This is a genomic window from Monashia sp. NPDC004114 (assembly GCF_053603855.1).
The window spans coordinates 99,378-119,316 of record NZ_JBSGGK010000013.1; the positions used below are offsets into that span (position 1 = coordinate 99,378).

At 71.0% G+C, this 19,939-nt stretch carries 18 protein-coding genes and 1 riboswitch; of the genes, 8 read left to right on the forward strand and 10 right to left on the reverse strand.

Annotated elements, in window-relative coordinates; genetic code table 11:
* The first annotated feature begins 366 nt into the window (after positions 1-366).
* The 4 genes from ACWEOW_RS16870 to ACWEOW_RS16885 all read left to right on the forward strand — a co-directional run bounded on the left by ACWEOW_RS16870 (position 367) and on the right by ACWEOW_RS16885 (position 5,313).
* Positions 367-1,782, forward strand: a complete 1,416-nt coding sequence (locus tag ACWEOW_RS16870; RefSeq protein ID WP_452270377.1) for a sigma 54-interacting transcriptional regulator — start codon at positions 367-369, stop codon at positions 1,780-1,782.
* Positions 1,783-1,991: 209 nt separating this feature from the next.
* The gene (locus ACWEOW_RS16875) at positions 1,992-4,055 is read left to right on the forward strand and encodes a hypothetical protein (protein ID WP_452270378.1); all 2,064 of its coding nucleotides are present in this window, start codon (positions 1,992-1,994) and stop codon (positions 4,053-4,055) included.
* Between the two features lie 45 nt (positions 4,056-4,100).
* Complete coding sequence (locus ACWEOW_RS16880; protein WP_452270379.1) at positions 4,101-4,865, forward strand: GNAT family N-acetyltransferase; 765 nt, start codon at positions 4,101-4,103, stop codon at positions 4,863-4,865.
* Between the two features lie 91 nt (positions 4,866-4,956).
* Complete coding sequence (locus ACWEOW_RS16885) at positions 4,957-5,313, forward strand: hypothetical protein (RefSeq protein WP_452270380.1); 357 nt, start codon at positions 4,957-4,959, stop codon at positions 5,311-5,313.
* Here ACWEOW_RS16885 and ACWEOW_RS16890 read toward each other — a convergent pair.
* The 7 genes from ACWEOW_RS16890 to ACWEOW_RS16920 form a co-directional block, all read right to left on the reverse strand.
* Entirely contained in the window at positions 5,294-6,379 is a 1,086-nt protein-coding gene (locus ACWEOW_RS16890; protein WP_452270381.1) for a DNA glycosylase AlkZ-like family protein, read from the reverse strand. The two genes, ACWEOW_RS16885 and ACWEOW_RS16890, sit on opposite strands and share 20 nt — an antisense overlap.
* Positions 6,380-6,432: 53 nt before the next feature.
* Positions 6,433-7,560, reverse strand: a complete 1,128-nt coding sequence (locus ACWEOW_RS16895; RefSeq protein WP_452270382.1) for a VWA domain-containing protein — start codon at positions 7,558-7,560, stop codon at positions 6,433-6,435.
* Positions 7,561-8,544, reverse strand: coding sequence for a VWA domain-containing protein (locus ACWEOW_RS16900; protein ID WP_452270383.1), 984 nt, complete (start codon positions 8,542-8,544; stop codon positions 7,561-7,563). It lies immediately after the preceding gene.
* Entirely contained in the window at positions 8,541-9,611 is a 1,071-nt protein-coding gene (locus ACWEOW_RS16905) for a DUF58 domain-containing protein (protein ID WP_452270384.1), read from the reverse strand. The genes ACWEOW_RS16900 and ACWEOW_RS16905 overlap by 4 nt, the downstream gene beginning before the upstream one ends.
* On the reverse strand, positions 9,590-10,771 hold the full coding sequence (locus tag ACWEOW_RS16910; protein ID WP_452270385.1) for an AAA family ATPase: 1,182 nt from the start codon (positions 10,769-10,771) through the stop codon (positions 9,590-9,592). The genes ACWEOW_RS16905 and ACWEOW_RS16910 overlap by 22 nt, the downstream gene beginning before the upstream one ends.
* Before the next feature lie 15 nt (positions 10,772-10,786).
* Entirely contained in the window at positions 10,787-11,695 is a 909-nt protein-coding gene (locus ACWEOW_RS16915) for a S1C family serine protease (RefSeq protein ID WP_452270386.1), read from the reverse strand.
* 492 nt (positions 11,696-12,187) lie between these two features.
* The gene (locus tag ACWEOW_RS16920) at positions 12,188-13,723 is read right to left on the reverse strand and encodes a sulfatase family protein (protein WP_452270387.1); all 1,536 of its coding nucleotides are present in this window, start codon (positions 13,721-13,723) and stop codon (positions 12,188-12,190) included.
* 126 nt (positions 13,724-13,849) lie between these two features.
* Between ACWEOW_RS16920 and ACWEOW_RS16925 the strand changes: the two genes are divergently transcribed.
* Both ACWEOW_RS16925 and ACWEOW_RS16930 read left to right on the forward strand, forming a co-directional pair.
* Complete coding sequence (locus tag ACWEOW_RS16925) at positions 13,850-14,728, forward strand: potassium channel family protein (protein ID WP_452270388.1); 879 nt, start codon at positions 13,850-13,852, stop codon at positions 14,726-14,728.
* Positions 14,729-14,771: 43 nt separating this feature from the next.
* Positions 14,772-15,347, forward strand: a complete 576-nt coding sequence (locus tag ACWEOW_RS16930) for an N-acetyltransferase family protein (protein WP_452270389.1) — start codon at positions 14,772-14,774, stop codon at positions 15,345-15,347.
* 66 nt (positions 15,348-15,413) lie between these two features.
* On the opposite strand, the gene ACWEOW_RS16935 is transcribed toward ACWEOW_RS16930, so the two are convergent.
* Positions 15,414-16,283 (reverse strand): CHAP domain-containing protein, encoded by an 870-nt coding sequence (locus tag ACWEOW_RS16935; protein ID WP_452270390.1) that lies wholly within the window; start codon positions 16,281-16,283, stop codon positions 15,414-15,416.
* A 2-nt stretch (positions 16,284-16,285) separates the two neighbouring features.
* Positions 16,286-16,476, reverse strand: a riboswitch (cyclic di-AMP (ydaO/yuaA leader).
* Between the two features lie 240 nt (positions 16,477-16,716).
* Between ACWEOW_RS16935 and ACWEOW_RS16940 the strand changes: the two genes are divergently transcribed.
* Complete coding sequence (locus ACWEOW_RS16940) at positions 16,717-17,106, forward strand: VOC family protein (RefSeq protein WP_452270391.1); 390 nt, start codon at positions 16,717-16,719, stop codon at positions 17,104-17,106.
* Positions 17,107-17,235: 129 nt separating this feature from the next.
* Positions 17,236-18,339 (forward strand): YihY/virulence factor BrkB family protein, encoded by a 1,104-nt coding sequence (locus tag ACWEOW_RS16945; protein WP_452270392.1) that lies wholly within the window; start codon positions 17,236-17,238, stop codon positions 18,337-18,339.
* Between the two features lie 17 nt (positions 18,340-18,356).
* Here ACWEOW_RS16945 and ACWEOW_RS16950 read toward each other — a convergent pair whose 3' ends face one another.
* Complete coding sequence (locus ACWEOW_RS16950; RefSeq protein ID WP_452270393.1) at positions 18,357-18,728, reverse strand: iron chaperone; 372 nt, start codon at positions 18,726-18,728, stop codon at positions 18,357-18,359.
* A 183-nt stretch (positions 18,729-18,911) separates the two neighbouring features.
* Positions 18,912-19,928: a zinc-dependent alcohol dehydrogenase family protein gene (locus tag ACWEOW_RS16955; RefSeq protein WP_452270394.1), complete on the reverse strand. Its 1,017-nt coding sequence runs from the start codon at positions 19,926-19,928 to the stop codon at positions 18,912-18,914.
* Positions 19,929-19,939 lie beyond the last annotated feature (11 nt).

Sequence of the window (19,939 nt, forward strand, 5' to 3'; positions counted from 1 at the left end):
CGAGGATCTCCCGGCGGCACGCCCTTCCTAGCGGTGGTTGGAGGGAAAGCACTTCTGCACGGCCCGCCCGGTCGCGTCTCGAGATGAGCCGGTGAGCCGTTGGAGCAACCATGCCGCGCCCCGGTTTCGCCGAGGTGAGACTCGTGTGAAATCCACGTTTCGGTTCGACTCGACACCTCGACGCTCACGCGCCGGTCGGCGAACGGCCCTTGCCTTGGAGCGCGCTCGAAGGCCTAGCGTCGAGGTCGTCCAGCCTCCCCCGTCGAGTTCCGTCGAGGTATGCCGCCACGTCGGGTCGCCATCACCCGGTGACGGCTCGTGACATCCCCTTCGACACCCGCGGGACACCAGACGTAGCGTGAAAAGGTGAGCCACCTCGTGAACCACACCCCGGACGCCGGCATCCGACCGCGGACTCTCGGCGAGCTGCGCGCCACCGGGCATGTCCACCGCAGCGTCAAGACCGAGATCCGCGACAACCTCCTCGACCGCCTCCGCGCCGGGGAGGACGCTTTCCCAGGCATGGTCGGGTTCGAGGACACCGTGGTGCCCGAGCTCGAGACCGCGCTGCTCGCCGGTCATGACCTCGTGCTGCTCGGTGAGCGCGGCCAGGGCAAGACGCGGCTGATGCGCACCATCGCTGGTCTGCTCGACGAGTGGAGCCCGGTCGTCGAGGGCTGCGAGATCGGCGACGACCCACACCGGCCCTCGTGCACCCGGTGTCGGCGGCTCGCTGCCGAGCTCGGCGACGACCTACCCATCGCCTGGCGGCACCGCAGCGAGCGCTACACGGAGAAGCTCGCAACTCCGGACACGAGCGTCGGGGACCTCGTCGGTGACGTCGACCCGGTCAAGGTCGCGCAGGGCCGGACGCTCGGCGACCCGGAGACGGTCCACTACGGTCTGGTGCCGCGGTCGAACCGGGGCATCTTCGGCCTCAACGAGCTGCCCGACCTCGCGGAGCGGATCCAGGTGGCGCTCTTCAACGTCCTGGAGGAGCGCGACATCCAGATCCGCGGCTACTCGCTGCGGCTGCCCCTCGACCTGCTGCTCATCGCGACCGCCAACCCCGAGGACTACACCAACCGCGGCCGCATCATCACCCCGCTCAAGGACCGGTTCGGGGCCGAGATCCGCACCCACTACCCCAGCGAGGTCAGCGACGAGGTCGCCCTCATCAGCCAGGAAGCGCATCTGGTCGCCGACGTCCCGGAGCACCTGATCGAGGTGCTCGCGCGGTTCACCCGAGGCCTGCGCGAGTCGGCTTCGGTGGACCAGCGCTCGGGCGTCTCCGCGCGCTTCGCGATCGCCGGGGCCGAGGGCGTGTCCGGCTCGGCCCTGCGCCGGGCGGCACGCGTGGGCGAGACGTATGCCGTGGCGCGGGTGTGTGACGTGCCGACCGTCGTGCCCACGCTGCTCGGCAAGGTCGAGTTCGAGATGGGGGAGGAGGGCCGAGAGCGCGACGTGCTGACGCACCTGCTGCGGCTCGCGGTGGCGGAGACGTACCGCTCGCGGCTCGCGGGCCTCGATCTCACCGGGTTCACCAACCTGTTCGCCGACGGTGCCGTGGTCGAGACCGGCGACCTCGTCCCCGGGGCAGACCTGCTCGCCCAGGTCGGCCCCGTGTCGGGTCTCTCCAAGGTTCTCGACCGGCTCGGTCACGGCGACGACGCGACGCCGGGCCAGGTGGCGGCCGCTATCGAGTTCGTTCTCGAAGGACTGCACCTGACCCGCCGGATCGACAAGGACACCGTCGCCGGCCGAACCATCTACGGGGCCTAGCCGATGTCGACCACGACACCCCCGATCCCGCAACACACCGAGCAGTCGCAAACTTCTGCGGTTGTTTCCATCGCGAGCACGCGGTTTCTCGGTGTGTTGCCGCAAGAGGGTTCGGCTGGATGGGCTGCGGCTGGATGGGGCGCGGCTGGATGGGGTGCGGCTGGATGGGGTGCGGCTGGATGGGGTGCGGCTGGATGGGGGGCGCGGCCATGAGCCCGGCCCCGCGTGATCCGGGCGAGGTGCACGGCCGGTTCCGATACTCACCGTGGACCGGTGGCCCCGACCCGCTCGCACCACCGTTCGACGTGCGGGCGGCGCTCGACGAGGTCGGCAACGACGTCCTTGCCGGCGGCAGCCTCCGCGAGTCCCTGCGGGAGCTCATGCGACGCGGCCTCGACGGACGCCGTGGCCTCGACGACCTGGCCGAGCGGGTCCGCCGGCTTCGCGAGGCGGCCCGACGGCGCGGCGACCTGGGCGGCACGCTGGACCAGGTGCGCGCGATGCTCGACCAGGCGCTGGCGACCGAGCGCGACACCCTGGCGGGCGAGGACACTGCCGAGGCGCGGCTCGCCGAGATGGACCTGGCGACGATCCCCGACGACGTGGCCGGGGCCGTGCGGGCGCTGGCGAGCTATGAGTGGCACTCGGACGAGGCCCGCGCGACCTACGAGCAGATCGCCCAGATGCTCCAGCGCGAGGTCGTCGGCGCGCAGTTCGAGGGACTGCGGCAGGCCCTGTCGGGCAACGACCCGGAGGCGATGCAGCGCGTCAAGGACATGCTCGCCGACCTGAACAACCTGCTCGCGGCGCACGCGCGAGGCGACGACACCGAGGACCAGTTCCGTGACTTCATGGACAGGCACGGTGACCTCTTCCCGGAGAACCCGGAGAACGTCGACGAGCTGATCGACGCACTCGCGCGGCGCCAGGCGGCCGCCGAGCGGCTGCTGGCATCGCTCAGCCCTGACCAGCGCGAGCAGCTGCGCCAGCTGATGGCTGACGCGCTCGGCGACCCCGACCTGGCCTCGCAGATGGCCCAGCTGTCCGACAACCTGCGAGCGCTGCGGCCGGGCCTCGACCGCGGGACACCGGTCCGGTTCGGGCAGCCCGGCGAGGGAGCAGAGTCCCTGGGATGGGGTCAGGCCGTCGAGGCGGTGGCCGAGCTCGCCGACCTCGAGCAGCTGGACGAGCAGCTGAGCCAGAGCTACTTCGGCGCCACTCTCGACGACGTCGACGTCGAGCGTGTCGAGCAGTACCTCGGTGCCGACGCCGCACGCGACCTGCGAGCGCTGCGACAGCTCGAGCGCGAGCTGGAGCGGCAGGGGTTCGTCGCGCGCGGGGACGACGGACTGCGGCTCACTCCGCGTGCCGTCCGCCGCCTCGGCGAGACCGCGCTGCGGAAGGTCTTCGAGCAGGTCGAGGCGTCCGGGCGGGGTGACCACGACGACCGGGCTGCCGGTCAGGCGGACGAGCCGACCGGCCTCACCCGCGAGTGGAGGTTCGGGGACGAGCTGCCCATCGACACCGTCCGCACCGTCTCGAATGCCTTGCGCCGCAGTGCATCTCGTCGCGACCACCGACACGGCACCCCGCCTGCGACAGCCGGCCACACGGCATACGGACCCGAAGGGCTCGCTCCCAACGGAGCCGTCGACCTGCTTGTCGAGGACTTCGAGGTCACCGAGACCGAGCGACGTGCGCGCGCGGCGGTCGCGCTCTGCGTCGACATGTCGTTCTCGATGATGCAGGAGGGGCGGTGGGGGCCGATGAAGCAGACCGCGCTCGCGCTGTCGCACCTGGTCCAGACCCGGTTCCGGCACGACGCGCTGCAGATCATCGGCTTCAACATCGCTGCGCGCCGGCTCACCCCCGTCGAGCTGGCCGAGGCGGAGCCCGAGTGGGTCCAGGGCACGAACCTCCAGCACGCGCTCATGCTGGCCGGCCAGCACCTGCGCCGGCACCCCGAGGCGGAGCCCGTCGTGCTCGTCGTCACCGACGGCGAGCCGACCGCGCACGTCGGAGCCGACGGTATGCCGGTCTTCCACTGGCCCACGACCCAGGAGACGGTGCGCGCGAGCGTCAGGCAGGTCGACGAGCTGAGGCGGTCCGGCGCGACGCTGAACGTGTTCATGCTGGGCGACGACCCTGGCCTGGCTCGCTTCGTCGACGCCGTGGCCCGACGTGCCGGGGGACGGGTCTTCACCCCGGACATCTCGCGGCTGGGGGAGTACGTCGTCGCCGACTACCTCAGGTCACGCCGCGGCCGGCGCTGAGAATCTCGATGGAACTGAACGGCCGCGCACTGTCATGGTGACCGCATGAGGACCCTTCGTGACCCGCGGCTCGACCGGATCGAGGCGTACTACGACCGCGTGCCCCGGGCCGTGGCGACGACCGAGGAGATCGGGCCCTTCACCCTCTTCGTGGCGGAGGAAGGGACAGGGTGGCAGTTCTACGCGCGACCCCGCCTGGGGAGCACTGCGGTCATCACCGAGGCCGATGTGACGCGCGTCCTGGACCGTCAGGAGGAGCTCGGGGTGCCGCGCGCCATCGAGTGGGTCGACGACGTCACCCGCACCCTGCTGCCGGCCGTGCGGGGGCTCGGGCACGAACCCCACCGCTACCCACTGCTTGTACTGCCGGACGACGCCGTCGTGGAGGCAGACCCGCGCGCCCGGCCGCTGCGCCCGGCTGAGCCGCACCTGGCCCTCGCTGTGGGAGCAGTGTCGGCCGGGTTCCACGATCGCGACGTCGTCGAGCCGATCGAGACCGGCAAGCGCCCGCAGCTCATCGAGCGGGGCGACCTTGTCGTCGTCGCGTCGTACGAGAACGACCGGCTCTGCGGAGCCGGGTCGGCCGCCCCGCGCGGTGAGGTCGCCGAGCTGATGGGCATCGCCGTCCCACCTGGTCATCGTCACCGCGGGCACGGCACCGCGATCACCCGCTCGCTCGTCGCCGCCTGTCGCGAGGCCGGGGTCGGACTTGTCTTCCTCACTGCGGGGTCCGACGCTGCGGCCGAGATCTATCGCCGGGTCGGCTTCGTCGACCTCGGTACAGCCTGCGTGCTCGACCTCGACGACTGAGCGCCTCCATCCGACGATGCCGGTGACCCCGGTCCGGTGCTGTCCCGCGACGACAGCGCGCGAATCAGTCACGCGTGCCTAGGCTTTGGTCATGTCGAGCACAACACCTGCGGCGCCTGCCCCAACCACCACCGACTCCGACGGCGCGTTGCCCGCCCGGCGCGGCAGGTGGTCGATCGCCTCACGCGACTCCGTCCTGTCGATCGGGTCGACCGGCTCGGTCCTGTCGATCGGGAGCGTCGGGTCCGTGCTGTCCATCGGCAGCATCGGGTCGTTCGCGTCCTTCTTCTCGGTCGGCTCGTCGATGAGCATGTTCTCGATGCTGTCCAACATGTCCCGAGCCTCGCTGCTGTCACACCAGAGCGACATCTCGGTGCTCTCGGCCCAGTCGCGACGGGCGGTGCGCGCCTACCGCAAGAACGGCATACTCAGGTCCACGAGACGCTGAGACCGAGCCAGGCGGCGAGGTCGTCGACCTCGTTGCGCACGGCCGCGGCCATCGGCCTCGTGAAGCGCACGTCCTCGTGCAGGGCGTTGACGGTGAGCACGCCGGCCTTTCGGTCCGCGGTCGCATCGAGCTTGCCGACGAGGCGGTCGTCGTGGAGGACCGGAAGGGCGAAGTACCCCCAGCGCCGCTGGTCCTTCGGCTTGTACATCTCCAGGTAGTACTCGAAGCCGAACAGCTGCTCCGCGCGCACGCGGTTGTGGATGAGCTGGTCGAACGGCGACAGCAGCGCCGTTCGCCCCGAGAAGGCCAGACCGAGGTATGCCGGGTGGACCCGCCAGGTGCCGTCGGTGCCGTCGACGACGGCCTCCTGCCCGGCGTCGCCGACGTAGGCCTGCTCACCGGGAACCTCAGGCCCTGAGGCGCGGGCGATCCCGAGAGCGGCGAGGCGTCGCGCGTTGCGCACGCGGACCGCGTCCTCCGGCGCCATGGCTGCAGGCGCCTGGCCGTATACGCGCTCGGCGAGGTCCCAGTAGCGTTGCCGTCCCTTTCGACCCGAGATCGCGATCTGCCCGCGGCGGGCCATCGACTCCAGCATCTTGGTGACGTTGCGGTTGTTGGTCCAGCCCGAGGACGGCCAGGGAACGGCGCTCGTGTCGGGGATGTCGCGCGAGAGCAGCGGACCCTCGGCCTCGAGCCGGACGAGGATGTCGCGGCGGAAGCCGTCGTTGGCCGCGAGCCACTCGACGATCGTGGGATGGAACTCGCGGCCGACCCACTCGGCGATGACCGAGGGCACGTCGGCGGCGGGCCGGATGTAGGCGACCGTCTCGTGCAGCGCGCGGTCGTGCTCGACGGCGATGGTCAGGTCGCCGGGGTCGTACGACGACCCGAGCCGGCTCCACAGCACGAGGTCCGCACTCGGCGCGACGGCGGCGGTCGGGTCGATCTGCAGGAACGTCAGCCGTTCGACGACCTCGAGCAGGTCGGTCGGGCGTGGGGCATCGAGAAGCTGGGCATGGATCGCGATCCTGCGAGCTTCGTCTCGGTCGAGGCGGTGCACGGTCACCCAGGCGAGGCTAGCCGTGGGCGGCGACACTTCGGGGCCTGGCGCTGAGGGAGCTACGTCAGCGTGTTCCATCGGATCGAGAGGCCCAGCCCGGTGAGCAGCACGATCGCCGCGAAGGCGGCGAACGCGGCGCTCAGGTCGACGTCCTGCTGCTGCACGGTCACGTGCTTGGGAAGGTCGTGCAGCACCTTGGTCAGTGCCTCGGCGTCCGTGGCCGCGAAGTACGTCCCGCCGGTCGTCTCCGCGACGTCCCGCAGTGCCGCCTCGTCCACGACGAGGAAGCTGCGCCCACCCATGTCGCGACCCCCGCCGGTGAAGTCGCGTAGCGGCGGAGCGGCGAACCCGCCGTACTGGTCTCGGGTGCACGCCATCTGCGTCGGGTTGGTCGTGCCGAAGCCGATCGGGTAGACCCGCACGCCTCGGGCGGCAGCTTGTCGGGCGGCCTGTGCGGGGGTCACGCCGCGGGTGTTCGCACCGTCGGTGAGAAGCACGATGATCTCGGGCGCTGTGCCGCGCTCGGCGTTCGGGCCGGTGCCGCCGCCCGGGTCCGGGCCGGTCGGAGCCGGTGCCGCGCCCGGGTCACCGACGCCGGGCCCGTCGGTGCTGGGCACCGCGACGGGGTCGCTCGGTGCGACGCCCGGGTCGAGCTCGGCGATCGCGTCGATCGAGCGCAGGATCGCGGCGCCGATCGTGGTGCCGCGGCCGGTCGTGACGTCGTCCAGCGTCGACAGCAGGTCGTCCCGGTCGGTCGTCGGCGCCACCGCCAGCTGCGCGAAGCCGGAGAAGATGACGAGCCCGAGCTTGGTCTCGTCGTCCTGGTTCTCGACGAACTCCCGCACCGCGGCCTGAGCTGCTGCAAGGCGGTTCGGGACCACGTCCGTGGCACACATCGAGCCGGAGACGTCGAGCGCGAGGATGATCGTCGAGCTCGACACGGGGACGTCGGCCCGGACGGTCGGTCTGGCGCTCGCGAGCCCGAGAAGTGCGAGGCTGGCAAGCACGAGCGCGACCGGCACGTGACGGCGCCAGTGGCGGACCGGGCCGGCGGCGGTCTTGACGAGCGCGACGTTGGAGTAGCGCACCGCCTGTCGGCGGCGGCGCCGCAGCTGCCACACGTATGCCGCGAGCAGCGCGGGGACAGCGAGCAGGATGACCAGCAGGAGCGGCTGCTCGAACGACACTCAGACCACCCGCCCTTGACGCAGTACGGAGGTCGCCGCGCCCGCCAGCAGAAGCAGCGCTCCGAACGCAGCGATGATCGAGGTGATCTCATGAGGCACGGACCGGGTCGTCCACTGCAGCTGGATCGAGTCGTAGACCTGGGCGAGCGACTGGGCATCCGTGGCCCGCCGGTAGGTGCCACCGGTGGTCTGCGCGATCTGCTGCAGCAGCGGCTCGTCGAGGGCGGTCGCGATGCTGAAGCCGTCGACCTCGATCACCGCACCCTGTGGTGTGCCGAGGCCGATCGGCTCGATCTTGACCCCCGCGGCCGACGCGAGGTCGGCGAGGTCGGCGGGGTCGGGGCCGCTGGTGTTCTCTCCGTCGGTGAGAAGCACGATCGCGGTGCCGGCGTAGTAGCCGATCGGGGTCTCGTCCGGGTTGCCCGACTCCGAGTCGCCCGGCGCGCGGATCGGCTTGCCGGCGATCGCCGACAGCCCACCGAGTATGCCGTTGCTGATCGAGGTCTCGCCCTGTGGCTTCAGGCGGGCCACGGCCGCCAGGACCGCCTGCTTGTCGGTCGTCGGTCGCTGGGTGACGACCCCGGTGCCACCGAAGGCGACGACGGCGATGCGCACGCCCGCCGGCTGCTTGGCGATGAAGGTGCGGGCAGCCGCCTGGGCGGCGGCCAGGCGGGTCGGTTTGACGTCGTCGGCGGCCATGCTGTTCGACACGTCGAAGGCGAGCACGACAGTGCCCTCCCGGTGCGGCTCGGCCACCGCGGCGACGGGTCGGGTCATCGCGACGATGAGCACGGCCAGCGCCCCGAGGAGCAGCGCGGGTGCGAGGTTCCTGAGCCGGTCTCGTCGTGCCGGAGCGAGGACGAGACCCTCGGCCGCGAGGGCGGCTCGACGCTGCTGCTGACCAGCGAGGAGCCGCCGGCGGGCAACGAGGATCACCGGGATCACCAGGAGCCCGGCGAGCGCCCACGGCCAGGTCAGCGTCACCGGCGCCGCCTTCGCCTGAGCTCGGTCACGCGCACGAGGGACCGCACGAGGTCCTCGTCCGTGCTCAGTGTGTAGAGGTCGACTCCGGCTCGCCGGGTCAGAGCTGCGAGCTCGGCTTGGCGCTGGTCCGCGGCGGCGCGCAGGCGTGTCCTGAACTGCGGGTCGCTGGTGTCCACGAAGATCTGCTCGCCGGTCTCGGCGTCCTCGACGTAGACCAGCCCGGCATCCGGCAGCTCGAACTCGCGTGGGTCGGTGATCTGCAGCGCCACGACCTCGTGCCTGCGGGCGAGCCGGCCGAGGGGGACCTCCCAGCCGGGCTCGCTGATGAAGTCGGAGATGACGACGACCAAGGACCGGCGGCGCGCCATCCCGCCCAGCGCGGTGAGCATGACGGACAGGTCGGTGACCCGGCCCGGCGCCTCTCGGGTCCTGCGGGACGCGCCCGAGCGAGGCGAGGCGCCATGCAACTCCGCGGCGCCGGCATGGCCTGGACGCAGCGCAGCGAGCGAGGGACGAGCGAGCGGAGCGGAGGAAGGCGATGCCTTCCGGGCGCTGCGGTGCGCGCCGGAGCGAAGCGAGGCGCCATGCGATGCCGAGGCCCGACGGTCGAGCAGCGTCTTGGCGATCCGCAGGACCTGGTTGCGACCGGAGGCGGGCGGGACCACCTTCTCCACGGTCCGGTCGAGGATCACGGCCCCGACCCGGCTGCCACCACGGGTCAGCACGTGCGCGAGAGCAGTTGCGACCTCGGCGAGGACGATGTCCTTCTGCCGGTCGACCGGGCCGAATCCCATCGAGGCCGAGTGGTCGAGCAGGAGCCAGGCGGTCAGCTCGCGCTCCTCGATGTACTCGCGGACGTAGGGCGTATCGAGACGGGCCGTCACGTTCCACTCGATGTGCCGCAGGTCATCGCCCGGCTCGTACTCGCGCAGGTCGGTGAAGTCGAGCCCCGACCCACGGAAGAGGCTGCGGTAGTCGCCCTGGAGCCGCCCGTCGAGACGGCGGACCACCCGCCACTCCAGTCGGCGGAGCAGGCGCTCGGCGCTCAGCGTGGCGGTCGCGTCCATGCTGCACCGCCGAAGGCCGGGGCCTCGCCCGACGCGGCGCGGTCGCGCAGCGGGGCGGTCGGGACCGGCACCGAGTCGATGATCGGACCGAGCAGGTCGTCGGCGCTCAGGTCCTCCGCGAGCGCCTCGTAGGACAGCACGATGCGGTGGCGCAGGACGTCCCGCGTGAGGTCGAGCACGTCGGTGGGCAGGACGTAGTCGCGACCACGGAGGAAGGCGAGCGCGCGGGCGGCGAGGACCAGGTTGATCGAGGCCCGGGGGCTCGCCCCGTAGGTGATCAGCCGCACGAGGTCCGCCCGCCCGACGCTCGCCGGCTCGCGGGTCGCGGTGGCCAGCTGGACGGCATACTCGATGACTGCCGGGTCCACGTAGACGCCGTCGGCCTGCCGTTGGTAGTCGCGCAGCGTCTCGGGGTCGAGCACCTGGACGGTCTTGGCCGCAGCGGCGATCTGGCGCTCGACGACGACGAACTCCTCTGCGGCTGAGGGGTATCCGATGAGGACCTTGAGCATGAAACGGTCCACCTGGGCCTCGGGCAGTGGGTAGGTGCCTTCCGACTCGATCGGGTTCTGCGTGGCCATCACCAGGAACGGGTCCGGCGCCGGGAAGGTCTGCCGGCCGATGGTCACCTGCCGCTCCTGCATCACCTCGAGCAGCGCGCTCTGCACCTTCGCGGGCGCCCGGTTGATCTCGTCGGCGAGCACGAGATTGGCGAACACCGGACCGAGCGAGACCTGGAACTCGCCCTCACGCTGGTTGTAGATGCGGGTCCCGACCAGGTCGGCGGGGACGAGGTCGGGAGTGAACTGGATGCGCTGGAAGTCGCCACCGATCGCCTGGGCGAGCGTCTTGACGGCCATCGTCTTGGCGAGCCCGGGGACACCCTCGACGAGCAGGTGACCCCGCGCGAGCAGGGCCACGATCATCCGCTCGAGCAGCTGGTCCTGACCGACGATGGTCCGCTTCACCTCGTAGAGTGCCTGCTCGAGCGAGTGCCCTCCCGGCTGGGTGGTCGTCGGTGGGCTCGATGGGCTCGATGGGCTCGATGGGCTCGATGGGCTCGATGGGCTCGATGGGCTCGATGGGCTCGATGGGCTCGATGGGCTCGGTTGGGTCGGTGCGGTCGGTGGAGTGGGTTGGGTCGTCGCGTCGGGGTCCATCCGTGACTCCTGTCGCTAGTGGGGTGGGCTGCCCGCCGCACCTCCGGCGGTCGCGATCGGCACGGCGAAGCCGATGCCGACGAAGAGGCTCTGGTCGGTCGGGTTGGCCAGGCCCGTGACGATCCCGATGACCTGGCCGGCCTTGTTGAGCAGCGGCCCTCCCGAGTTGCCCGGGTTGACGGCCGCGTCGATCTGGATGAGGTGGTGCAGTGGCTTCTTCCCTTCGACCTGGACGGTCCGGTCAAGAGCGGAGACGACGCCGGCGCTGAGGGAGTTCGTCAGCCCGAGCGGGTGGCCGACCGCGAAGACGGGCGCCCCGACGACCACGCCGCCACCGAGGACTGCTGGCACGACGGTCTCGGGGAGCTTCGAGGGTGTCAGGGTGGCGATGTCGCTGTCTGGCCGCGTGGTCGCGATCTTCGCGGGCGAGACCGTGCCGTCGGCGAAGTTGACGGTGATCTGGCCCGCGCCGTCGACGACGTGCAGGGCCGTCAGGATCGTGCCGTCGGCGTTGACGACGACGCCGGCACCGGTGCCCTGCCGGTCCGTGCCTTCCACGCCACCCGTGGTGGTGATGAGGACCAGCGACGGCGAGATGGCGGCATACGCGCGTGTGGCGTCGGCGGGCGCCGCGGCCTCGGCCTCGGCGCGCTTCTCGATCCCTTTCTGGACACTGGCGTCCACGTCGTGCTGCGTGATCGGGGGTATGCCGGGTGGCCGGGTCAGCGCGTACGCCAGCGCAGCCGCGGCGACCAGAACGACGACGACCGCGGCGACCCAGGCCCGCCCGGGCACGGCCGCGAGGCGGCTCCGCAGCCGCTCTGAGCGGCTCGGCGGGGCGGGGTCGTCGGGCGCAAGCGTGGCTGCCGCGGCGCCGGTGGCGGCTGCGGCGTGCACCTCGGGGGGAGCGGTGACCCGTGCCACCTTTTCGACTCTACGTTTCCGGCCGCGAATCCGGTACGGATGCGCCGACACTTCACAGATTCACCCGGAGCGGGTGCCGGCCTCGACCGCCGAGCCCAGCCCGGCCGCGGCCGTCGCACGTCGAGTGGTCATTTGACCGTCCGGAACCGTGTCACGAAGCCGACCCGGGACCGTCTTCATGAGAGGGAGCGCCATCGGCATGGGGCCGTCTCGGGCACCTCAGCCGACGAGATGTCCGCTTCGGGTCGATCTCTCGGATCTCCCGGGGAACTCTCAGAGGAACTCACTTCAGGCAGCACGACCTCAGCACCATCATCGAGTTGGCCGCGCACCGTCCGGTGCGGACCCAGAACGAGGAGATGTCATGTCCAAGTACCTGGACGGGCACCCGCACACGGCGGCCGGCGGGACGATCTCGACGCAGAAGTTCCTGGAGATCCCGGGCATGTGACCCCGAAGCCGTGGGCGCGGCCAGCCATGCGGTCCGTCGGCTCAGCCGACCGTCGGGCCAGGCTGGTCCGCGACCAGGCGTGGGACCGGCTGGTCCGGGTGGGGTTCGTCCCCGACTGCCTTCTGCGCCAGCCACATCCGCGCCTCCAGCTCCTCGCGCACCTGCGCGTAGGCCGGTTGGTCCGCGACGTTGACGAGCTGCTCGGGATCGGCGTCGAGGTCGTACAGCTCCCACTCCGGTGGGAAGCGCTGGTCTGAGCACCCGGGCACGCCGAGCCCGTCGTTGTAGAAGTAGATCAGCGTGTGGTGGCGGGTTCGGTAGCCGTAGTGCGCACCGACGTGATGGCTGCGGTCGTCGTGCATCCAGTAGCGGTAGTAGAACCCTTCCTCCGCGGGGCTGCCGGCGTCCGGCGGACGTGTCGGAGAGGGGATGTCGGCGTTCGAGGCGTCGCCGGTGAGGTCGCTCCAGAAGGACCGTCCCTGCATGCGCTCGGGCACCGCGACGCCTACCGCGTCGAGCAGGGTCGCGGCGATGTCGACGTTGGTGACGATCCGGTCGTGCACCTGACCCGGTGCGACCGCGCGAGGATAGGCCAGCACGAACGGCATCCTGATCGACTCCTCGTACATGAACCGCTTGTCGAACCACCCGTGGTCGCCGAGGAAGAACCCCTGGTCCGACGAGTAGACGACCACGGTGTCGTCCAGCTCGCCCCGCTCGCGCAGCCAGCCCGTCATCCGCCCGACGTTGTCGTCGACCGAGGCGACACACGCGAGGTAGTCCTCCATGTAGCGCTGGTACTTCCACAGCGCCTCCTCCTCAGCGGTCAGGCCCTCGGGGACCGGCTGCTTGAGGTCCTCCTCGGTCAGGTGTTCGGCGATCCGCATCTCCGCGCGACGCGCCGTCTCCGACCTCGTCGCGAGGTCGTCTGCGAAGGTGGGCGGGACCGGGAGCCTCCCGTGGGATGCGTCGGCGTAGAGGCCGGCGTGGGCCTCATCAGGCTCCCACGGCCGGTGGGGAGCCTTGTGCCACACCAGAACACACCACGGACCGTCGCCTTCGAGCGACTCGACCCAGTCGATGGCGAGGTCGGTGATGACGTCGGTCGCATAGCCCTGCTCACGCCGCAGCCCGTCGGCGGACAGGAACCGGGGGTTGTGGTACTCGCCCTGGTCGATGAGTGCGTGCCACGCGTCGAAGCCCTGGGGGTCGTGGCCGACGCCGCCGCTCACGCCGTCTCCCATGTGCCATTTCCCGAAGAATGCCGTCCGGTAGCCGGCTGCTCGAAGGGCCGTGACGAACGTCGGCTGCGACGCGTCGATGTGCGTGTCGAGCGTCGTGACACCGTTGACGTGGCTGTACGTGCCGGTCAGTATCGAGGCCCGGCTCGGCGAACAGAGGGAGTTCGTCGCGAAGAGGTTGTCCAGGCGGACCCCGGCCGCGGCCACGGCATCGATGTGCGGCGTGTGGTTCACGGCCGAGCCGTAGGCGCTGATCGCATGGGCGGCGTGGTCGTCGCTGAGCAGGAAGACGATGTTGGGGCGACGCTGCGGACCGTCGCTGGGCTGGCCACTCACCCTCTTCAGGCTAGATGGTGCGAGGGTCGAAGGCGGGGGCCATGGGCCGCCCTATCCTCGAACCACGCCGGTCGTCCCGTGGCACGGCCGACCGTGCGCCGGTCCTGCCCGCCGAAGGAGGCGTCGATGACGGAGCCCGCGCGTGCGTCCCGGCTGCGCAGGCCCGCGCTGCCGACTGGCCTTCCGGCCCGCCTGCGGAAGCCTCCGCCGATGCTCGACCGGTTCGGCATCGTCCTCGCGCTGGTGCTGGCCACGATCATCGTGCAGGCCCTCGTGGACGTGCGCTCGTCCTTCCTGGCCGGCCTGCTCACGCACGCCATCAGCGGTCTGGCGCTGATCGCCGCCGCCCGGGCCGCCGGCGCCGGCCGCCGATGGCGGCACGCCGTGGACGCCCTCGTCATCGGTTTCGGTGCCGTGTCGGTCGTGCTCGTCGGGTTCATCCGGTCCAACGCTGCGAGCCACGGTGTGCCGCCGGCCACCCTGTGGTTCTTCGCCGCTGCGCTGACGCCGGTCCTCGTCGCGCAGCGGCTGGTCCAGCATGCCGAGGTCACCCTGCAGACGGTGATGGGGGCGGTAGCGGCATACCTCCAGATCGCCGTGGCGTACACCTACGCGTACCAGACCATCGACGCCTTCACCCCTGGGGTCAGCTTCTTCGGCGAGGACGTGTCCACGACGACGTACACGTACTTCAGCCTCATCACGATCACGACGGTCGGCTTCGGGGACTACACACCGGCGACGGCGCTCGGCCGCCTCGTCGCCAGCAGCGAGGCCGTGGTGGGTCAGGTCTTCCTGGTCACCTTCGTCGCGCTGATCGTCGCCCGGTTCGCCGCGCGGCAGCCGCGCACCGGCACTCGTTCGGACGCCGAGCTCGAGGCGGACGAGGAAGCCAGGGCAGCGGATGCCGCCCATGCAGCCGAGGCCGCTCCGGCCTCGGGTCCATGGGCGGGAGCCGAGGCTGGGCCCGAGACCGAGCGGCCGGCGCCGCCGTCCGACCCATGACGGGGCCGTCCGGCACTCGTCTGCCGCCGCCTACGATCGCCGGATGGAGCAGAGCCCGCGGCAGCGCCGCGTCCGCGACGCGACGGCGGCCGACGCGCAGGCGTGCGCGGACATCTACGCCCCCTACGTGACCAACACCGCGATCACCTTCGAGACCGAGGTGCCGAGCGCCGCCGAGATGGCGCGGCGGATCGAGGAGTCGGCACGGACGCACGCCTGGCTCGTTCTCGAGGACGACGGCCAGGTCGTCGGCTACGCCTACGGCCGCCCGTTCAAGGAGCGAGCGGCTTACCGCTGGTCCTGTGAGGTCTCGGTCTACCTCGACCCGGCCCATCGCGGCCGTGGGGGCGGGCGGGAGCTGTATGCCGTCCTGCTGGACCGGCTCGCTGCGCGGGGTTACCGGATGGCGGCGGCCGGGATGACCCAGCCGAACGAGGCGAGCGCCAGGCTGCACGCGGCGATGGGCTTTGAGCTGGTCGGTACCTATCGCAGGATCGGCTGGAAGGCCGGGCACTGGCACGACGTCACCTGGGTCCAGCGCCCCCTGGGCGCCGGCCGGGCCGACGGATCTGGCGACGGACCTGGCGACGGACTGGTCCCTCCTCGCGACCCCGAATAGATGCGAAGGGGCGGTGGGATGCACTCGGCATCACCACCGCCCCTGCGAAGCGCGAGACGGGTCAGGTCACGGCGCGTAGATGTACTTGATCCCGGCGATGTCGGTGATCGTGCGCGTGTCGTAGTTGTACGGGCCGGCCAGGGCGTTCATCTCGACGAACGTGACCTGGTCGCCGCTGACGCCCGTCACCCATCCGACGTGGCCGGCGCTCGAGGAGCCGTAGACGCCAGGCTGCATGACGATGATCGAGCGGGTGCGCGGCACGCCGCTCACGGTGTAGCCGGCCGAGGCGGCGCCGTAGGCCCACGTGAGGGCGTTGCCGGTCCAGCCGCCGGGGTAGTAGCCCTCGGACTGGTACCACTTGTTCAGGGCGCCCCAGGTGCACTGCCCGGGCGTGGCCCAGTTGTGCGAGGAGCGGGTGCCGGAGGTCGCACGCGGCGAGTTGGTGCCGGACTTCGTGGCGTACGTGCTGGAGGTGAGGGTCCGGCGGGTCGTGTCGCGTGAAGCCCGCTCGGCCGCGGCCTTGCGAGCGGCAGCGGCGGCGCGTGCCTGCTTGACGGTGACGTCCTCGATGACGCGCGGCTTTGCGGGCACGCGCTGCGTGATGGCCTGCTGGACCGCCGGCGCGAAGCCGATCTTGCTCAGCGCGCTCGGCGCGGCCACCGTCGCAGTGGCGGCCGGGGCGATGGCGGGGGCGGCCTGCACGGCTGCGTCCGGCGCGGAGCCGACGCCGGCCGCGACGACACCGCTGTGCGACGTCTGCGTGTCAGCACTCGCGGGGTTGGCGAACGTCGCTACAAGACCACCGGTGGCCGCGACGACCGCTGCGCCCTTCATGGCCGGCTGAGCCGACTCTCGGGCGAGGAGCTTGAGTTCGTTGAGGGGGTTGTGTCGTCCTGGCACGCGATGGCGGCCGCGGATGCTCTCGTTCTTCACGTTTTACCTCTCCGCGCCTACGAAGTTAGCTGTCGGGTTCGGGCGGAAAGGTTGATGCCCGGTCCTCTCCCGCTCCGCGATCGTGGTCGCGACTCGGGCGAGGACTTCACCCCAAGGGCGTCGGGCGACGAGTCGCCTGACGCCCGGAGAAACGGTTGGTTCCTCCGCTCCTGTCACAAGGTGTCCATAGACCTCGCGAGACGGTGACAGGACTAGGCGGTCCATCTCACGAGCGCCCGACCAGGGTTGGCCGGACCCTGGTGACTGTAGACGAATCAACTGACCGATGTCACGTCCCGGTAACGACGACACGCGGCGTTCGCCCGGTTTTAGGCGGTTGATCAGGCTTTACTCGCCCTTTACCTTCCGCTGACTGAGACATGGGTCACACTTTGAGGGTTGCTGCACCGATGACGAAGAAGGGACCCGCGCCATGCTCGAGAGCTCCAAGGCCTTCAGCGGCTTCGCCGTGAAGGACATCGCGGCCGCCAAGGCCTTCTACACCGACCAGCTCGGCCTCGAGGTGACCGAGGAGCACGGCATGCTGACGCTGCGGCTCGCCGGAGGCCGGCCCACGATCGTCTACCCGAAGCCGGACCACACGCCGGCGACGTACACGATCCTCAACTTCCCGGTCGAGGACATCGAGTCCGCCGTCGATCAGCTGACTTCGCGTGGGGTCACGTTCGAGCACTACGAGGGCACGCCGGCCGAGACGGACGCCAAGGGCATCTTCCGAGGTGGTGGACCGCTCATCGCGTGGTTCACCGACCCGTCCGGCAACATCATGTCGGTCATCGAGGCGCCTGGCCCGGGGGAGTGACCAGTGGAGTCACGGGGGAGTGACCGCAGGGAGTGACCGCAGGGAGTGACCGCAGGTAGTGACCGCGGGGTCGCCACGGGGTGACCGCGCCCGCGGGACGCGCGGCACGCCGGCGGGTATGCGGCATACATGGCAGACACGACGCGACCCAGCCCGACGGCGCGGCAGGACACCGGCGTCGCTGACGCCGGAGCGACCGACCGTGGACCGGCGGGGCCGGGCGAGGGTCCGGAAGAGGCCACCTCGCCCGAGCCGAGCAGCAGCGCCGAGCCGGACCGCCCCACCGACCTTCCCAAGGGCCAGCTCGTCGCCACGACGAAGCGGGCGCTGCGCGGTTTCAAGCGGGACAACCTCTCCGACCTCGCGGCCGGTCTGACCTACTACGGCGTGCTCTCCGTCCTACCCGGGCTCATCGTGCTCTTCTCGGTGCTGGGCCTGCTGGGACCCAGCGCGGCCGGTGAGGTAGTCAGCCAGGCCGAGCGGCTTGCCCCGGGCTCGGCGGCGAACGTCATCAAGACTCTCGTGGAGCAAGCCCAGGGCAGCCGCTCGGGCGCCGGCGTCGCAGCCGTCCTCGGCATCGTCGTGGCGGTGTGGTCGGCCTCGGGCTACGTCGCGGCCTTCATGCGCGCCTCGAACACCATCTACGGCATTCCTGAAGGACGTCCCATCTGGAAGACCGTCCCGATCCGCGTCGGCGTGACGATCCTTGCCGTCGTCGTGCTCACCGTCGCTGCGGCCATCGTCGTGCTGAGCGGGCCTGTCGCGCACGCGGTGGGCGATGTCGTCGGGCTCGGGGACACCGCGGTGATGGTCTGGAACATCGTCAAGTGGCCGGTGCTCGTGGTCATCGTGGCGGCGCTGCTGGCGGTGCTCTACTGGGCCGCGCCCAACGCGCGGCAGGGCGGCATACGGTGGCTGAGCCCCGGCGGGCTCGTCGGCGTGCTCGGCTGGATCGGCGTCTCCGCCCTGTTCGCGGTGTACGTCGTGGTGGCGGCGTCGTACGACAAGACCTACGGTTCCCTGGCCGGCGTCATCATCTTCCTCGTGTGGCTCTGGCTGACGAACCTCGCGATCCTCTTCGGGGCCGAGGTCAACGCCGAGCTCGACCGCGGCCGGGCCATCGAGGGTGGCATGCCCGACCGGGTGGAGCCCTTCGCCGAGCCTCGGGACACCCGTGCGATGGACGACCGCGACCGCGAGGCGGTCGAGCAGGCGCTCCGCGAGCGGTCCTGACGAGCAGCCCACCCCCCTTAGGACTCCTCGTGCACGCGCTCGGCGTGGCGGCGCAGGCACAGCTCGGTGATCTGGGCCACCAGGTCGAGCGGGACAGGCCGGCTGATCGGGAAGCGCACCGTGTCCTTCGCGCGGCGGTAGGGCCCGATCGCGGCCTCGAACGCAGGGTCACCCGTGGGGACCGGATAGAGCCCGATGTGGTTCTTCCACCCGGCGAAGTAGACCAGGGGGCGGCCGTCCATGGTGAAGGTGGCCATGCCGTAGCTGATCTTCTCGTGGGCGTGCGGGGCCGTCTCCTGGATGGCGCTGCGGACCTGGGCGAGCTGCGCCCGGGTCTCCTCGGGGTAGGAGTCGATGTAGTCGTCGACGGACTCGAATCTCGGCGTCAATCGTGCCTCATTTCGGTTCGGGACCGGTTTGTGAGGGATGTCTTCGACCTTATGGGGCATTCGACGGCACGGCCAGGCGGGCATTTCGGGCGATAGGACACAGGATGCGCAGCCGCAGGGCGGACCCACTCCACCTGGGCAAGGCGTCGAGTGCTCACGTCGACCCCTCGCGATGCCGTCCCCTCAGGGGCGCAGCAGCACCTTGATGGCGCTCCGGTCGTCCATCGCCCGGTAGCCGTCGGCGACGTCGGCGAGCGGGAGGGTGAGATCGAACACCCGACCGGGGTCGATGTCTCCGGCGAGGACGAGCTCGAGAAGCCGCGGGAGGTACGCGCGGACCGGCGCCATGCCGCCGGCCAGCCCGACGTTGCGGTCGAACATCCGGCGCACCGGGAGCTCGACCCCGTGCGGGGCCCCGACGAAGCCCACCATCGCGCCGGGCCGGGCGATCCGGAACGCGGTCTTCATCGACTGGGCGGTGCCTACGCACTCGAGGACCGAGTCCGCCCCGACCCCGTCGGTGAGCTCGCGCACCGCGGCGACCCCTTCGTCGTCGCGCTCCTCGACGATGTCGGTCGCCCCGAACTCCATCGCCAGCCGCTGTCGTGGCTCGTGCCGCGACATGACGACGATGCGCTCGGCACCGAGCTCCTTCGCCGCGATCACCCCGCACAGGCCCACCGCGCCGTCACCGACGACGACCGCCGTGCCGCCCGGGCTGACCCGGCTCGCCACCGCAGCATGCCAGCCCGTGGCCATGACGTCGGACAGCGTCAGGAGCGACGGGACGAGCGCGTCGTCGGGGACGCCGTCGGTCGCGACGAGCGTGCCGTCTGCCTGGTTGACCCTGGTCAGCTCGGCCTGGCCGCTCTCGGTCCAGCCCTGCCGCTCGCACACGGACGTGAACCCGGCCCGGCAGTGCGGGCAGGTGTTGTCGCTGTGACAGAACGGCACGATGACGAACTCGCCGGCGCGGAACCCGTGCACCTCGGCGCCGACCTCCTCGACGATGCCGACGGCCTCATGGCCGATCGTGGCCCCGGGACGGATCTTGTTGGCGCCGCGGTAGGGCCAGAGGTCGGAGCCGCAGATGCAGCCGGCGACGACACGGACGATCGCGTCGGTCGGCTCTTCGATCGTCGGGTCGGGCACCTCCGACAGCCGGATGTCACCAGGGGCGTGGATCGTCGTCGCGCGCATGGCGACCATCC

Excerpts from the sequence above, each read along its gene's own strand:
- ACWEOW_RS16875 (WP_452270378.1), top strand. The coding sequence starts at position 1,992 with ATGAGCCCGGCCCCGCGTGATCCGGGCGAGGTGCACGGCCGGTTCCGA.
- ACWEOW_RS16880 (WP_452270379.1), top strand. The coding sequence starts at position 4,101 with ATGAGGACCCTTCGTGACCCGCGGCTCGACCGGATCGAGGCGTACTAC.
- ACWEOW_RS16885 (WP_452270380.1), top strand. The coding sequence starts at position 4,957 with ATGTCGAGCACAACACCTGCGGCGCCTGCCCCAACCACCACCGACTCC.
- ACWEOW_RS16905 (WP_452270384.1), bottom strand. The coding sequence starts at position 9,611 with ATGGACGCGACCGCCACGCTGAGCGCCGAGCGCCTGCTCCGCCGACTG.
- ACWEOW_RS16910 (WP_452270385.1), bottom strand. The coding sequence starts at position 10,771 with ATGGACCCCGACGCGACGACCCAACCCACTCCACCGACCGCACCGACC.
- ACWEOW_RS16925 (WP_452270388.1), top strand. The coding sequence starts at position 13,850 with ATGACGGAGCCCGCGCGTGCGTCCCGGCTGCGCAGGCCCGCGCTGCCG.
- ACWEOW_RS16930 (WP_452270389.1), top strand. The coding sequence starts at position 14,772 with ATGGAGCAGAGCCCGCGGCAGCGCCGCGTCCGCGACGCGACGGCGGCC.
- ACWEOW_RS16940 (WP_452270391.1), top strand. The coding sequence starts at position 16,717 with ATGCTCGAGAGCTCCAAGGCCTTCAGCGGCTTCGCCGTGAAGGACATC.
- ACWEOW_RS16945 (WP_452270392.1), top strand. The coding sequence starts at position 17,236 with ATGGCAGACACGACGCGACCCAGCCCGACGGCGCGGCAGGACACCGGC.
- ACWEOW_RS16955 (WP_452270394.1), bottom strand. The coding sequence starts at position 19,928 with ATGCGCGCGACGACGATCCACGCCCCTGGTGACATCCGGCTGTCGGAG.